11 protein-coding genes are annotated in these 14,691 nt (G+C 65.2%); all 11 read left to right on the forward strand.

Annotated features, from left to right (window positions below; all coding sequences use genetic code 11):
* Positions 1–8 precede the first annotated feature (8 nt).
* The 11 genes from ACY8GK_RS01395 (at position 9) to alaS (ending at position 14,615) form a co-directional block, all read left to right on the forward strand.
* On the forward strand, positions 9–269 hold the full coding sequence (locus tag ACY8GK_RS01395; RefSeq protein ID WP_196176685.1) for a YeaC family protein: 261 nt from the start codon (positions 9–11) through the stop codon (positions 267–269).
* Positions 266–1,096 carry a DUF2797 domain-containing protein gene (locus ACY8GK_RS01400; RefSeq protein ID WP_196176683.1) on the forward strand — a complete coding sequence of 277 codons (831 nt, stop codon included), beginning with the start codon at positions 266–268 and terminating at the stop codon, positions 1,094–1,096. Before ACY8GK_RS01395 ends, ACY8GK_RS01400 begins: the two co-directional genes overlap by 4 nt.
* A gap of 12 nt (positions 1,097–1,108) precedes the next feature.
* The gene (gene pepN, locus ACY8GK_RS01405) at positions 1,109–3,766 is read left to right on the forward strand and encodes an aminopeptidase N (protein WP_462402075.1); all 2,658 of its coding nucleotides are present in this window, start codon (positions 1,109–1,111) and stop codon (positions 3,764–3,766) included.
* 358 nt (positions 3,767–4,124) lie between these two features.
* Positions 4,125–5,345: an aspartate aminotransferase family protein gene (locus ACY8GK_RS01410; RefSeq protein WP_462402076.1), complete on the forward strand. Its 1,221-nt coding sequence runs from the start codon at positions 4,125–4,127 to the stop codon at positions 5,343–5,345.
* 125 nt (positions 5,346–5,470) lie between these two features.
* A complete protein-coding gene (gene aruF, locus ACY8GK_RS01415; protein ID WP_462402077.1) occupies positions 5,471–6,490 on the forward strand; it encodes an arginine/ornithine succinyltransferase subunit alpha in 1,020 nt (339 codons plus the stop codon).
* Positions 6,491–6,559: 69 nt separating this feature from the next.
* Entirely contained in the window at positions 6,560–7,591 is a 1,032-nt protein-coding gene (gene astA, locus ACY8GK_RS01420; protein ID WP_196176676.1) for an arginine N-succinyltransferase, read from the forward strand.
* A complete protein-coding gene (gene astD / locus ACY8GK_RS01425) occupies positions 7,588–9,051 on the forward strand; it encodes a succinylglutamate-semialdehyde dehydrogenase (protein ID WP_462402078.1) in 1,464 nt (487 codons plus the stop codon). Before astA ends, astD begins: the two co-directional genes overlap by 4 nt.
* Positions 9,052–9,073: 22 nt before the next feature.
* Positions 9,074–10,423, forward strand: a complete 1,350-nt coding sequence (astB, locus tag ACY8GK_RS01430) for an N-succinylarginine dihydrolase (RefSeq protein ID WP_462402079.1) — start codon at positions 9,074–9,076, stop codon at positions 10,421–10,423.
* 15 nt (positions 10,424–10,438) lie between these two features.
* Positions 10,439–10,726, forward strand: coding sequence for a topoisomerase II (locus ACY8GK_RS01435; protein ID WP_196176671.1), 288 nt, complete (start codon positions 10,439–10,441; stop codon positions 10,724–10,726).
* Between the two features lie 10 nt (positions 10,727–10,736).
* The gene (gene astE, locus ACY8GK_RS01440) at positions 10,737–11,744 is read left to right on the forward strand and encodes a succinylglutamate desuccinylase (RefSeq protein WP_462402080.1); all 1,008 of its coding nucleotides are present in this window, start codon (positions 10,737–10,739) and stop codon (positions 11,742–11,744) included.
* 246 nt (positions 11,745–11,990) lie between these two features.
* Positions 11,991–14,615, forward strand: a complete 2,625-nt coding sequence (gene alaS, locus ACY8GK_RS01445) for an alanine--tRNA ligase (protein WP_462402081.1) — start codon at positions 11,991–11,993, stop codon at positions 14,613–14,615.
* Positions 14,616–14,691: the final 76 nt, after the last annotated feature.

Consider the following 14,691-nt stretch of genomic DNA (forward strand, 5'->3'; position numbering starts at 1 on the left):
GAGATGCCATGTCCACGTTCGCGCAAATGATCGAAAACATCACCCCGCAGATCTACGAAAGCCTCAAGACCGCGATCGAGCTCGGCAAGTGGGCCGACGGTCGCAAGCTGACCCAGGAGCAGAAGGAGCTTTCGCTGCAGGCGCTCATCGCCTGGGAGCTCAAGCACCTGCCCGAGGAACAGCGCACTGGCTACATGGGCGTGCAAGCGTGCGCGTCGAAGCCCGCGCCGATTCCCAACATCCTGTTCAAGTCGGACTCGGTCCATTGATGGAGCTGGCCCGTGGCGCCCTGAGCAAGATGGCGGTGCGCCTGGAAGCGCCGGTGGTGCAATACAGCTTCCGCCTAGGCGAGCAGCAGGTTCCGGTCAATCCATTGATCGGCCAGAAGCTGCGCCTGGAATATCTCGGGGCGATCCATTGCAGCCACTGCGGGCGCCGCACCAAGACCAGCTTCAGCCAGGGCTACTGCTACCCCTGCATGACCAAGCTGGCGCAATGCGACGTCTGCATCATGGCCCCGGAGCGCTGCCATTACGAGGCCGGCACCTGCCGTGATCCAGCGTGGGGCGAAGCGTTCTGCATGACCGACCATGTCGTCTACCTGGCCAATTCCTCCGGGATCAAGGTCGGCATCACCCGCGCCAACCAGCTGCCCACGCGCTGGCTCGACCAGGGCGCCAGCCAGGCCTTGCCGATCCTGCGGGTATCGACCCGGCAGCAATCGGGGCTGGTCGAGGACCTGCTGCGCAGCCAGGTGCCGGACCGGACCAACTGGCGCACCCTGCTCAAGGGCGATGCCGAGGCGCTGGATCTGGCGGCGGTCCGCGACCAGCTGTTCGACAGCTGTGCCGACGGGCTGCGTGCGTTGCAGGGGCGCTTCGGCCTGCACGCCATCCAGATGGTCACGGACGCCGAGGTGGTGCGGATGCGCTACCCGGTGCAGGCGTATCCGACCAAGATCGTCAGTTTCAACCTGGACAAGAACCCGGTCGTCGAGGGCACGCTGCTGGGGATCAAGGGCCAGTACCTGATCTTCGATACCGGCGTGATCAACATTCGCAAGTACACGGCCTACCAGCTCGCCGTGCTCCAGTAAAAGGACCGACCCATGCGCACCGAACAACCGCAAGCGATCTACCTCAAGGACTACCAGGCGCCGGAGTACCTGATCGACGAGACCCACCTGACCTTCGAGCTGTTCGAGGATCACAGCCTGGTGCATGCGCAGCTGGTCATGCGTCGCAACCCCGCGCGCGGCGCCGGCTTGCCGCCACTGGTGCTCGATGGCCAGCAGCTCGAGCTGCTGTCGGTGCAGCTCGATGACCGGACGCTGGAGAGCGATGAATACCGCCTGGACAGCGACAGCCTGACCCTGCAGCCGAGCACCGAGCGCTTCACCCTCGATACCAGCGTGCGGATCCATCCGCAGGCCAACACTGCCCTCGAAGGCCTGTACAAGTCCGGCAAGATGTTCTGCACCCAGTGCGAGGCCGAGGGTTTCCGCAAGATCACCTACTACCTCGATCGACCGGACGTGATGAGCCGCTTCACCACCACGGTGATCGCCGAACAGCATCGCTATCCGGTACTGCTGTCCAACGGCAACCCGATCGGCAGCGGCCCGGCCGAGGATGGACGGCACTGGGCGACCTGGGAAGACCCGTTCGTCAAGCCCGCCTACCTGTTCGCCCTGGTGGCTGGCGACCTCTGGTGCGTCGAGGACAGCTTCACCCGACAGTCCGGCCGCGACGTGACCTTGCGTATCTATGTCGAGCCCGAGAACATCGACAAGTGCGACCACGCCATGGTCAGCCTGAAGAAGTCGATGCGCTGGGACGAGCAGGCATATGGTCGCGAGTACGACCTGGACATCTTCATGATCGTCGCGGTCAATGACTTCAACATGGGCGCCATGGAAAACAAGGGCCTGAACATCTTCAACTCGAGTTGCGTGCTGGCACGCGCCGAAACCGCCACCGATGCCGCGCACCAGCGCGTCGAAGGCGTGGTGGCCCATGAGTACTTCCACAACTGGTCGGGCAACCGGGTGACCTGTCGCGACTGGTTCCAGCTGTCGCTCAAGGAAGGCTTCACGGTGTTCCGCGATGCCGAGTTCAGCGCCGACATGAATTCGCGCACGGTCAAGCGCATCGAGGACGTGGCCTACCTGCGTACCCACCAGTTCGCCGAGGATGCCGGCCCCATGGCCCATCCGGTTCGCCCGGACAGCTTCATCGAGATCTCCAACTTCTACACCCTGACGGTGTACGAGAAAGGTGCCGAGGTGGTGCGCATGGTTCGCACCCTGCTGGGCGCCGAGGGCTTTCGCAAGGGCAGCGACCTGTACTTCGAGCGCCACGACGGCCAGGCGGTGACCTGCGACGATTTCATCAGGGCGATGGAGGATGCCAACGGCGTCGACCTTGCCCAGTTCAAGCGCTGGTATACCCAGGCCGGTACTCCGCGCCTGGAGGTGAGCGAGGCCCATGACGCCGCCGCCGGCACCTACAGCCTGACCTTCCGCCAGAGCTGTCCGCCGACCCCGGACAAGGCCAAGAAGCTGCCGTTCGTGATTCCGGTGGAATTGGGGCTGCTCGATGCCCAGGGCAGTGACCTGCCGCTGCGCCTGGCTGGCGAGGCCGCCGCGAGCGGGACCAGCCGTGTGCTTTCGCTGACCGAGGCCGAGCAGACCTTCACCTTCCAAGGTATCGCCAGCAAGCCACTGCCGTCGCTGCTGCGTGGTTTCAGCGCGCCGGTCAAGCTGAGCTTCCCCTACGATCGCGACCAGCTGATGTTCCTCATGCAGCATGACAGCGATGGCTTCAACCGCTGGGAGGCGGGGCAGCAGTTGGCGGTTCAGGTGTTGCAGGAACTGATCGGCCAGTATCAGCGTGGCGAAGCGTTCCAGCTCGATCAGCGGCTGGTCGGCGCCTTGGGTGCCGTGCTCGGCAACGAGTCGCTCGACGCCGCCATGGTTGCCGAAATGCTGTCGCTGCCGGGCGAGGCGTACCTGACCGAAATCAGCCAGGTTGCCGACGTGGACGCTATCCACGCAGCCCGCGAATTCGCCCGTCGGCAGATCGCCGAACAGCTGTTCGACCTCCTGTGGGCGCGCTACCAGGCCAACCGCGAGGTGTCTCGCAACACCGCCTATGTGGCCGCCGCCGAGCATTTTGCCCGCCGCAGCCTGCAGAACATCGCGCTCTCGTACGTGATGCTCAGCGGCAAGCCGCAGGTGCTGGAGGCGACCCTGGAACAGTTCGAACACTGCGACAACATGACCGAGCGCCTGACGGCCCTGGCCGTGCTGGTCAACTCACCGTTCCAGGTAGAGCGCGCCAAGGCCCTGGAAGCCTTCGCCGAGCACTTCAAGGACAATCCGCTGGTCATGGACCAATGGTTCAGCGTCCAGGCGGCCAGCCCGCTGCCTGGCGGCCTGGCGCGCGTCAAGACACTGATGCAGCACCCGGCCTTCACCTTGAAGAACCCGAACAAGGTGCGCGCGCTGATCGGCGCCTTCGCCGGCCAGAACCTGGTCAACTTCCACGCCGCCGATGGTTCGGGCTACCGCTTCCTGGCCGACCTGGTGATCGAGCTCAACGCCCTCAACCCGCAGATCGCCTCGCGCCAACTGGCGCCGCTGACCCGCTGGCGCAAGTACGACGCAGCCCGCCAGGCGCTGATGAAGGGCGAGCTCGAGCGGATCCTGGCTTGCGGGCCGCTATCGAGCGATGTGTACGAAGTGGTGAGCAAGAGCCTGGCCTGAGGCTGGCTGAGGGCGGGCCGATAGAGGCCTGTCGCGGTTGGTTCGGTGCCGGGACTGCCGGAGTCGGTCCGGCGCCCGGCGGCGAACGCTCCCAAGCGGGCGTGCGGCACCAACACCTAACCTGGCGCAAGCCAAGGCAACACCGTGCGCATCGGCCTGCCTTCCTCCACGCTGCACAGCTTGCAGCTTTCCCCGCGCGTTTGTGACAATGTTTGTCGCATTGTCGAAAGCCGTGCCCAGGCACGGTTGGGCGCTGTAACAAGTTGTCGCTTGATAGCAAGGGCAGCCGCCGACCAGTCCTTACAATCCCCTTCATCGCTCGCCGATCCAGGCCAGCGTGCCTCTCCAGGAGACTCAGATGTCCGTTGAGCAAGCCCCGGTGCAACGTGCCGATTTCGACCAGGTCATGGTCCCCAACTACTCACCGGCGGCTTTCATTCCCGTGCGTGGCGAAGGCTCCCGCGTCTGGGACCAGTCCGGTCGAGAGCTGGTCGACTTCGCCGGGGGCATCGCGGTCAATGCGCTCGGCCATGCGCATCCGGCGCTGGTCAAGGCCCTGACCGAGCAGGCCAATACCCTCTGGCATGTCTCGAACGTCTTCACCAATGAACCGGCCCTGCGTCTGGCCCGCAAGCTGGTCGAGGCGACCTTCGCCGAGCGCGCGTTCTTCTGCAACTCAGGCGCCGAAGCCAACGAGGCCGCTTTCAAGCTGGCTCGTCGTGTCGGTTACGACCGCTTCGGTCCGGACAAGCATGAAATCATCGCCACGGTGAACAGCTTCCATGGACGTACCCTGTTCACCGTCAGTGTCGGCGGCCAGCCGAAGTACTCCGATGGCTTCGGGCCGAAGATCACCGGCATCAGCCATGTGCCCTACAATGACCTGGAGGCGCTCAAGGCGCAGATTTCCGATCGTACCTGCGCGGTGGTCATCGAGCCGATCCAGGGCGAAAGCGGCGTGGTCCCGGCTGACCAGGCCTATCTGGAAGGCGCTCGCAAGCTGTGCGACGAGCATGATGCACTGCTGATCTTCGATGAGGTACAGACCGGGGTGGGGCGTACCGGCTCGCTGTACGCCTACCAGCACTATGGGGTCGTCCCGGACATCCTGACCAGCGCCAAGAGCCTGGGCGGAGGCTTCCCCATCGGCGCCATGCTGACCACCACGGCATTGGCCAGTCACCTGGCCGTGGGCACCCATGGCACGACCTACGGCGGCAACCCGCTGGGCTGCGCGGTAGCCTGTGCCGTGCTCGACGTGGTGAACACGCCCCGGACCCTGGCTGGCATCAAGGCCAGGCATGAGCGCTTCAAGGCTCGCCTGGAGCGTATTGGCCAGCAGTACGGCGTGTTCAGCCAGGTGCGTGGCCTGGGCCTGTTGATCGGCTGCGTGCTCGCCGATGCCTGGAAGGGCAAGGCCAGGGATGTGCTCGATGCCGCCGAGAAGGAAGGCGTGATGGTGTTGCAGGCCGGTCCCGACGTGGTGCGCTTCGCCCCGAGCCTGGTGATCGAGGATGCCGACATCGATGAGGGGCTGGATCGCTTCGAGCGCGCGGTGGCCAGGTTGACCCAGGCCTGACCGAGCGGCGAGCGGACGTCGATGCCGCCAGGCATCGGTGTCTGGTCGATCCAGTGCGCTGGCCCAGGCGAGCGACGTTTTTCCGTGCCGACAGCGTTGGCCGGCTTTTCCATAGGAGTGACACCATGCTGGTGATGCGCCCCGCGCAAATGGCTGATCTGAACGAAGTGCAGCGCATGGCTGCCGACAGCCCGGTAGGTGTCACCTCGCTGCCTGACGACGCGGCTCGGCTGGGCGACAAGATCGCCGCCTCGGAAGCGTCGTTCGCCGCCGAGGTCAGCTTCAACGGCGAGGAAAGCTATTTCTTCGTGCTCGAGGACAGCCAGACTGGCAGGTTGGTCGGCTGCTCCGCGATCGTGGCCTCGGCTGGGTATTCCGAGCCGTTCTACAGCTTTCGCAACGAAACCTTCGTGCATGCCTCGCGCGAGCTGAAAATCCACAACAAGATCCACGTTCTGTCGCTGTGCCATGACCTGACTGGCAACAGCCTGCTGACCAGTTTCTACATGGTGCCGGAGCTGGTGGACAGCGGTTGGGCCGAACTCAATTCGCGCGGTCGCCTGCTGTTCATGGCAGCGCATCCCGAACGCTTCGCCGACTCGGTGGTGACCGAGATCGTCGGCCAGAGCGACGAACAGGGCGAATCGCCATTCTGGGATGCCATCGGCCGCAACTTCTTCGACCTCAACTATGCCGAGGCCGAGCGGCTCTGCGGGCTCAAGAGCCGGACGTTCCTGGCCGAGCTGATGCCCCACTATCCGATCTACGTGCCACTTCTGCCAGACCTGGCCCAAGAGGCCATGGGGCAGGTGCATCCGCGTGCGCAGATCACGTTCGACATCCTCATGCGCGAGGGTTTCGAGACCGAACACTACATCGACATCTTCGATGGCGGGCCGACCTTGCACGCGCGGGTCTCCAGCATTCGCTCCATTGCCCAGAGTCGCGCGGTACCGGTGAAGATCCAGGACCTGGCGTGCGCGGACGGTCGCCCCTACCTGGTCTGCAATGGCCAGCTGCAGGACTTTCGTGCCGTGCTACTGACGCTCGACTGGACACCAGGCAAGCCACTGGTGCTCGAGCGCGGGGCGGCCGAGGCCCTGCTGGTGGGCGAAGGCGCGAGCGTACGCCTGGTTGCCGTCTGATACCTGCGGCTGGACAGTCCAGGCCAACTCATGCGACAGGCCTGCTGGCCCGCCGCCCAAGGAGAGAGCATGATCGTTCGTCCCGTACGCAGCAGTGACTTACCCGCGCTGATCGAAATGGCGCGCAGCACCGGCCTGACCGGGCTGACCACGCTGCCGGCCAACGAAGCGCGCCTGGAACACCGGGTCGCCTGTGCCGAGAAGAGCTTCGCCGGCCAGGCCGAGCGCGGCGATGCCGACTATCTGTTCGTGCTCGAGGACGACGACGGCCTGGTGCTGGGCATTTCCGCCATTGCCGGGGCCGTCGGGCTACGCCAGCCCTGGTACAACTACCGGGTGGGGTTGACCGTCAGCGCCTCGCACGAGTTGAACATCTATCGGGAAATTCCGACCCTGTTCCTGGCCAACGACCTGACCGGCAACTCCGAGCTATGCTCGCTGTTCCTGCGCAGCGAACAGCGTGGCTCCTTCAATGGCAAATTGCTGTCCAAGGCCCGCCTGCTGTTCATCGCCGAGTTTCCCGAGTTGTTCGGCAAACGGGTGATGGCCGAGATGCGCGGTATCTGCGACGAGGCAGGGCGTTCGCCGTTCTGGGAGAGCCTGGGCCGGCACTTCTTCAAGATGGAATTCAGCCAGGCCGACTACCTCACCGGGGTCGGCAACCGCTCGTTCATCGCCGAGCTGATGCCCAAGTTCCCGCTGTACACCTGCTTTCTCTCCGAGGCGGCGCGCGAGGTCATCGGTCGCGTGCATGCCGACACCGAGCCGGCCCTGCGCATGCTCGAAGGCGAAGGCTTCCGCTACCAGGGCTACGTCGACATCTTCGATGCCGGGCCGGCATTGGAATGCGAAACCAAAGGCATCCGTGCGGTGCGCGACAGCCAGGCCCTGGTGCTGGCCATCGGCACGCCAGGCGACGATGCACCGCCTTACCTGATCCACAACCGCAAGCGCGAAGATTGCCGCATCGCTACCGCACCGGCGCGGCTGGCGGCTGGCACCCTGGTGGTCGATCCGCAGACGGCCCGGCGCCTGCGCCTGGGCGCAGGCGACCATGTGCGTGCCGTGCCGCTGTCGCCTGGCCGGGAGGGCAGGCCATGACCACGCATTACATCGCCGGCCAATGGCAGTCGGGGCAGGGCCAGCGCCTGCAATCGCTCGATCCGGTCAGCCAGGCCGTGCTCTGGCAAGGCCGGAACGCCAGCGCAGGCCAGGTCCAGGCGGCCGTGCGCTCGGCGCGCCAGGCCTTCCCTGGCTGGGCCCAGACCAGCCTGGACAGGCGCATCCAGTTGCTCGAGGCGTTCGCCGCGCGACTCAAGGCCAGGGAGACCAGCCTGGCACGCTGCATTGGCCAGGAAACAGGCAAGCCGCTGTGGGAAGCGACCGGCGAAGTGACCAGCATGGTCAACAAGGTGGCGATTTCGTTGCAGGCCTACCGTCAGCGGACCGGAGAAAGCCACGCCGCGCTGGCCGACGCGACCGCCGTGCTGCGGCACAAGCCACATGGCGTGGTGGCCGTGTTCGGACCTTACAATTTCCCTGGGCACCTGCCCAACGGGCATATCGTGCCGGCGCTGCTGGCGGGCAACTGCATCGTGTTCAAGCCCAGCGAGCAGACGCCCTGCGTTGCCCAGGCGACCGTCGAATGCTGGATCGAAGCCGGCTTGCCGCCTGGCGTGCTGAACCTGGTCCAGGGCGGTCGCGAAACCGGCATGGCGCTCGCTGCCGACCCTGGGATCGACGGTCTGTTCTTCACCGGCTCGAGTCAGACGGGCCATCTGCTGCACCAGCAGTTCGCCGGGCATCCGGAAAAGCTCTTGGCGCTGGAGATGGGCGGCAACAATCCGCTGCTGGTCGATCAGGTCAAGGATCTGGACGCCGCGGTCTACACTATCATCCAGTCGGCATTCGTCTCCGCTGGCCAGCGCTGCACGTGTGCGCGTCGGTTGCTGGTGCCGCGTGGCGAATGGGGCGAGCGCCTGCTGGCGCGTCTGGTCCAGGTCTGCCGCGGCCTGCGTGTCGGTGCCTTCGACCAGCAGCCGGCACCGTTCATGGGGGCGGTGATCTCGCTACAGGCCGCCGATGCGCTGCTCGCCGCGCAGCAGCAGTTGCTGGAAAGCGGCGCGCAGGCGCTGTTGCCGATGGCCCGTGTCCAACCCGGCACGGCCTTGCTGACGCCAGGGCTTCTCGATGTCAGCCAGGTTGCCGAACGACCGGACCAGGAATTCTTCGGCCCGTTGCTGCAGGTGTTCCGCTACGCCGACTTCGATCAGGCCATCGACGAGGCCAATGCGACGCGATATGGCCTGGCCGCGGGGCTGCTGTCCGACTCCCGGGCGCGTTACCAGCATTTCTGGCTGCGCAGCCGCGCCGGTATCGTCAACTGGAACCGGCAACTCACCGGCGCCGCCAGCAGCGCGCCCTTCGGCGGGGTTGGCGCCAGTGGCAACCATCGACCCAGCGCCTACTACGCGGCCGACTACTGCGCCTATCCGGTCGCTTCGCTGGAGACCCCGGACCTCGTCGTGCCGGCGACCCTGGCGCCGGGCATCACCCTATGAGCGCAGGAGTCGGAGCCAGCCCATGAAAGCCCATGAAGTCAACTTCGACGGCCTGGTAGGGCCCACCCACAATTATGGTGGCCTGTCCCATGGCAATGTCGCTTCGCAGGACAACAGCCAGCTGGTGTCCAATCCGCGCGAGGCGGCACGCCAGGGGCTGGCCAAGATGAAGACGCTGATGGACCTGGGCTACCGGCAGGGCGTGCTCGCACCGCAGGAACGGCCGGATGTCGCCGTCTTGCGCCGCCTGGGCTTTTCCGGCAGCGATGCCGAAGTGATCCGCCGCGCGGCGCGCCAGGCCATGCCCTTGCTGATCGCCAGTTGTTCGGCATCGAGCATGTGGGTGGCCAATGCCGCGACGGTCAGCTCCAGCGCCGATACCGCCGACGGTCGCGTGCATTTCACCGCGGCCAACCTCAATTGCAAGTACCACCGCAGTCTCGAGCATCCCACCACCAGCCGCGTGCTGGCCGCCATGTTCGCCGACCCGCGCCATTTCGCCCATCACCCGGCCCTGCCAGCCGTGGCGCAATTCGGTGACGAGGGCGCGGCCAACCATACGCGGCTGTGCCGCGAGCATGGCGAGCCCGGCGTGGAATTCTTCGTGTTCGGCCGCAGTGCCTTCGATCATCGCTATCCTTCGCCAACACGCTACCCGGCGCGCCAGACCCTGGAGGCCTCCCAGGCCGTGGCGCGCCTGCACGGGCTGGACGAGTCCGCTGTCGTCTATGCCCAACAGAATCCGGCGGTGATCGACCAGGGGGTGTTTCACAACGATGTGATCGCCGTGGGCAGTGGCCAGGTGCTGTTCCATCATCAGGACGCCTTCCTCGATGGCGAGCGCGTGCTGGCCCAGCTGCAGGCCCGGCTGGCCGAGCGTGGCGGCCAGCTGCAGGCCGTGCAGGTACCACGTTCGGCCGTGACGGTCGAGGACGCGGTGCGCTCCTATCTGTTCAACAGCCAGCTGCTGAGCCGGGCCGATGGCTCCATGCTGCTGATCGTGCCCCAGGAGTGCCGCGAGCATCCGCCAGTGCGCGCCTATCTCGACCAGCTGGTGGATGGCAGGGGGCCGATCCGTCAGTTCATGGCCCTGGATCTCAAGCAGAGCATGCGCAACGGCGGCGGACCCGCGTGCCTGCGCCTGCGTGTCGCGCTGAAGGAAACCGAGCTGGCAGCGGTCAATCCCGGCGTCATGATGACGCCGACGCTGTACGATACGCTGGTGCAATGGGTCGATCGGCACTACCGTGATCGCATGAGCGAAGCGGATCTGGCCGACCCTCTGCTGCTCGATGAATGCCGTACGGCCCTGGATGAGCTGACCCGCATACTGCGCCTGGGCTCCGTCTATCCGTTCCAATGCCAACCCTGAAGAGAGAATTCGATAATGTCCGATGCCCTGCGGCTGATCCTTGAAGATGACGACGGCACCCAGCTGGAAACCTCCTGTACGCGCCTGGCCGTGGTCTGGCAAGGCAAGGAGGTCTGGATCCAGCACGATGGCCGCGGCCAGTTGTTGATCGGCGTGGACGTCGAAGAGGACGCCAGCGAGTATGCCAATCTGCTGCTGCGGCCGATGGCCACCAACCTGGTGAGCCTGGAGCTGGAGATGGAGCCTGCCGAAGTCGAGGACGACGATCACGTCCATGGTCCTGACTGCGGCCACCATCACTGAGGACCGTGCCATGCTCGCTCTCGGCAGACTGCTTGACCTGACCCTGGCCGACCACGAGCCAGCGGAGAAGACGCAAGTGACGGTCGAGGGCGTGCGCCTGCGCTGGCTGGGGACCGGCGCCTTGGAGGTCCGTCCGCCGCAAGGGCGCGATGATGCCCTCGACCTGCTGTTGTCGGCAGGCATCCACGGCAACGAGACCGCGCCGATCGAGCTGCTCGACCGGCTTTTGCGGGACATCGCCGGTGGCACGCTCAAGCCAAGGGCGCGCGTGCTGTTCCTGTTCGGCAACCCCGAAGCGATGCGGCGCGGCGAACGTTACGTCGAGCAGGACATCAATCGCCTGTTCAACGGACGGCATCACCTGTCCAGTGGCGCCGAGGCCCTGCGCGCGGCGGAGCTGGAACAGCTGGCCAGGGTGTTTTTCAGCCAGCCGGGACGCACCCGCCTCCATTACGACTTGCACACCGCAATGCGCGGATCGCGGATCGAGCAGTTCGCGCTCTATCCGTTCAAGGAAGGCAGGCGCCATTCGCGACGCGAACTGGCCCGCCTGGGCGCGGCCGGCCTGCAGGCGGTGCTGTTGCAGAACAAGCCTTCCATCACCTTCAGTGCCTTCAGCTACGAGCAGCTGGACGCCGAAGCCTTCACCCTCGAGCTGGGCAAGGCGCGACCGTTCGGGCAGAACGGCGAGATCGATCTGGACCGTTTGTACCTAAGGCTGCGGCAGATGATCGAAGGCAACGAGCCGGATGCCGGCGAAAGCCTCGACGGCCTGCAGCTGTTCCGTGTCGCTCGCGAGATCATCAAGCACAGCGACCAGTTTCGCCTGCACCTGCCGGTCGACGTCGAGAACTTCAGCGAACTGAGTCCCGGCTACCTGCTGGCCGAAGACCTGGCCGAAGTGCGCTGGCTGGTCGAAGAGCCGGATGCGCGAATCATCTTCCCGAATCCGAAGGTCGCCAATGGTCTACGAGCGGGGATCCTGGTCGTGCCTGATGCGGGGCAGGGGCTGGGCTGAGGGCGTGGAGCGCCGGGTGGCCAGGCGTTGCGAAGTCGTCGACGGGCTGGAGGTGTCGCAGCATCCCTCTTGCCACCGGCAAAAGCCTGGCTTTAGCATCACGGCCTGATCTTTTGCCCGCCGTGCTCCGACAAACTGTCCGAACGACGGCCTGCATCGCACAAAACACACTGCATAGAGCGTGCAGGACCGATATAATGCGGCCCTTTGCCTTGGTTCAAGGCCGCCGTCTCCGTGGAAGAAACTATGAAAAGCGCAGAAATCCGTGAAGCCTTCCTTCGCTTCTTCGAGGAGCAGGGACACACCCGAGTCGCCTCCAGTTCCCTGATCCCGAACAACGATCCGACCCTGCTGTTCACCAATGCCGGCATGAACCAGTTCAAGGACTGCTTCCTGGGCCAGGAAAAGCGTGCCTACACCCGCGCGGTGAGCAGCCAGAAATGCGTTCGCGCCGGCGGCAAGCACAACGATCTGGAGAACGTCGGCTATACCGCGCGCCACCATACTTTCTTCGAGATGCTGGGCAACTTCAGCTTCGGCGACTATTTCAAGCGTGATGCGATCACCTTCGCCTGGACCTTCCTGACCTCCGAGCAGTGGCTTGGCCTGCCCAAGGACAAGCTGTGGGTGACCGTCTACGAGACCGACGACGAAGCCTACGACATCTGGACCAAGGAAATCGGCGTACCGGCCGAGCGCATGGTCCGCATCGGCGACAACAAGGGCGCGCCATACGCCTCGGACAACTTCTGGACCATGGGTGACACCGGCCCCTGCGGGCCATGCACCGAGATCTTCTACGACCACGGCGCGGACATCTGGGGCGGCCCGCCCGGTTCGCCGGAAGAAGACGGCGATCGCTACATCGAGATCTGGAACAACGTCTTCATGCAGTTCAATCGCACCGCCGATGGCGTGCTGCACCCGCTGCCGGCACCGTCGGTGGACACCGGCATGGGGCTCGAGCGCATCAGCGCCGTCCTGCAGCATGTCCATTCGAACTACGAGATCGACCTGTTCCAGAACCTGCTTGCCGCTGCCGCCGAGGCCATTGGCTGCAGCAACGATGGCCAGCCGTCGCTGAAGGTCGTTGCCGACCATATCCGTCCCTGCGGCTTCCTGATCGCCGACGGCGTGCTGCCGTCCAACGAGGGTCGCGGCTATGTCCTGCGTCGGATCATTCGTCGCGCTTGCCGCCATGGCAACAAGCTGGGCGCCAAGGGCAGCTTCTTCCACCGCATCGTCGCGGCCTTGGTCGCCGAGATGGGCGAGGCTTTCCCAGAGCTCAAGAGCCAGCAGGCACACATCGAGCGCGTGCTCAAGACCGAGGAAGAACAGTTCGCCAAGACCCTCGAGCAAGGCTTGCGTATCCTCGAGCAGGACCTGGCCCAGCTGCAGGGCGAAGTGGTGCCGGGCGACGTGGTGTTCAAGCTCTACGATACCTACGGTTTCCCGATGGACCTGACCGCCGACATCGCTCGCGAGCGCAGTCTGACCATCGACGAGGCAGGCTTCGAGCGCGAAATGGAGGCCCAGCGCGAGCGCGCTCGCTCCGCCAGTGCCTTCGGCATGGACTACAACAGCCTGGTCAAGGTCGACGTCGCCACCGAGTTCCTCGGTTATGCCGCCACCGAAGGCGAGGCTCGGGTGGTCGGCTTGTACAAGGCCGGCCAGGCGGTCGAGCGACTGGGCGAGGGCGAGGAGGGCGTCGTGGTGCTCGACCGAACCCCATTTTATGCCGAGTCCGGTGGCCAGATCGGCGACATGGGTTTCATCGAAGCCGGTGACGTGCGTTTCGACGTGCGTGATACCACCAAGACCGGCGGTGCCTTCCTGCACCATGGCGTGGTCGCCAGCGGCAACCTGTGCGTGGGTGCGCAGGTCAGCGCGCGTGTCGATGCCGACGTGCAGAAGGCTACCTCGCTGAACCACTCGGCGACCCACCTGCTGCACGCGGCGCTGCGCCAGGTGCTGGGCGACCACGTCCAGCAGAAGGGCTCGCTGGTCGACAGCCAGCGCCTGCGCTTCGACTTCAGCCATTTCGAGGCGATCAAGCCTGAGCAGATCAAGGCCCTGGAAGACATCGTCAACCGTGAAGTACGTCGCAACACCCCGGTGCTGACCGAGGAAACCGATATCGAGACCGCCAAGCGCAAGGGCGCGATGGCGCTGTTCGGCGAGAAGTATGGCGATACCGTGCGCGTGCTGAGCATGGGCGGCGACTTCTCGGTCGAGCTGTGTGGTGGCATCCATGCCAAGCGCACCGGCGACATCAGTGTGTTCAAGATCATCAGCGAAGGTGGCGTCGCGTCTGGCGTGCGCCGGATCGAGGCGGTCACCGGCGCTGCGGCGCTGGCCTACCTGAACGCAGCTGAAGAGCAGGTCAAGGAAGCCGCGCAGCTGGTCAAGGGCAATCGTGACAACCTGATCGACAAGCTGTCGGCTGTGCTCGAGCGCAACCGCCAGCTGGAGAAGCAGCTGGAACAGCTGCAGGCCAAGGCCGCCAGCGCCGCCGGGGACGATCTCTCCAGCGCCGCGGTGGAGGTCAAGGGTGCCAAGGTTCTCGCCGCGCGTGTCGACGGTCAGGACGGCAAGGCCCTGTTGGCTCTCGTCGACCAGCTCAAGAACAAGCTCGGCCACGCAGTGATCCTGCTCGGCAGCGAGCATGAGGGCAAGGTCGTGCTGGTCGCCGGCGTGACCAAGGAGCTCTCCGGTCGACTCAAGGCCGGTGACCTGATGAAGCAGGCCGCTGCGGCGGTGGGAGGCAAGGGCGGCGGACGTCCGGACATGGCCCAGGGCGGTGGCGTCGATGTCGCCGCCCTCGACCAGGCCCTGGCCCTGGCCGTGCCTTTCGCCGAACAGGGGCTTTGACATGTGGCGGCCCGATGCTGCGGGCCGCCACATCATGGAACGTTTAGGTGCCCATCGTGGGCTGAGGCAGCTTTCA

The sequence above is a fragment of the Pseudomonas sp. Marseille-QA0332 genome, from assembly GCF_054950175.1.

Bases quoted from the DNA above. Each gene is read 5' to 3' on its own strand.
- ACY8GK_RS01395 (WP_196176685.1), top strand. From the start codon at position 9: ATGTCCACGTTCGCGCAAATGATCGAAAACATCACCCCGCAGATCTAC.
- astB (WP_462402079.1), top strand. From the start codon at position 9,074: ATGAAAGCCCATGAAGTCAACTTCGACGGCCTGGTAGGGCCCACCCAC.
- astE (WP_462402080.1), top strand. From the start codon at position 10,737: ATGCTCGCTCTCGGCAGACTGCTTGACCTGACCCTGGCCGACCACGAG.
- aruF (WP_462402077.1), top strand. From the start codon at position 5,471: ATGCTGGTGATGCGCCCCGCGCAAATGGCTGATCTGAACGAAGTGCAG.
- ACY8GK_RS01435 (WP_196176671.1), top strand. From the start codon at position 10,439: ATGTCCGATGCCCTGCGGCTGATCCTTGAAGATGACGACGGCACCCAG.
- pepN (WP_462402075.1), top strand. From the start codon at position 1,109: ATGCGCACCGAACAACCGCAAGCGATCTACCTCAAGGACTACCAGGCG.
- ACY8GK_RS01410 (WP_462402076.1), top strand. From the start codon at position 4,125: ATGTCCGTTGAGCAAGCCCCGGTGCAACGTGCCGATTTCGACCAGGTC.
- astD (WP_462402078.1), top strand. From the start codon at position 7,588: ATGACCACGCATTACATCGCCGGCCAATGGCAGTCGGGGCAGGGCCAG.
- astA (WP_196176676.1), top strand. From the start codon at position 6,560: ATGATCGTTCGTCCCGTACGCAGCAGTGACTTACCCGCGCTGATCGAA.
- alaS (WP_462402081.1), top strand. From the start codon at position 11,991: ATGAAAAGCGCAGAAATCCGTGAAGCCTTCCTTCGCTTCTTCGAGGAG.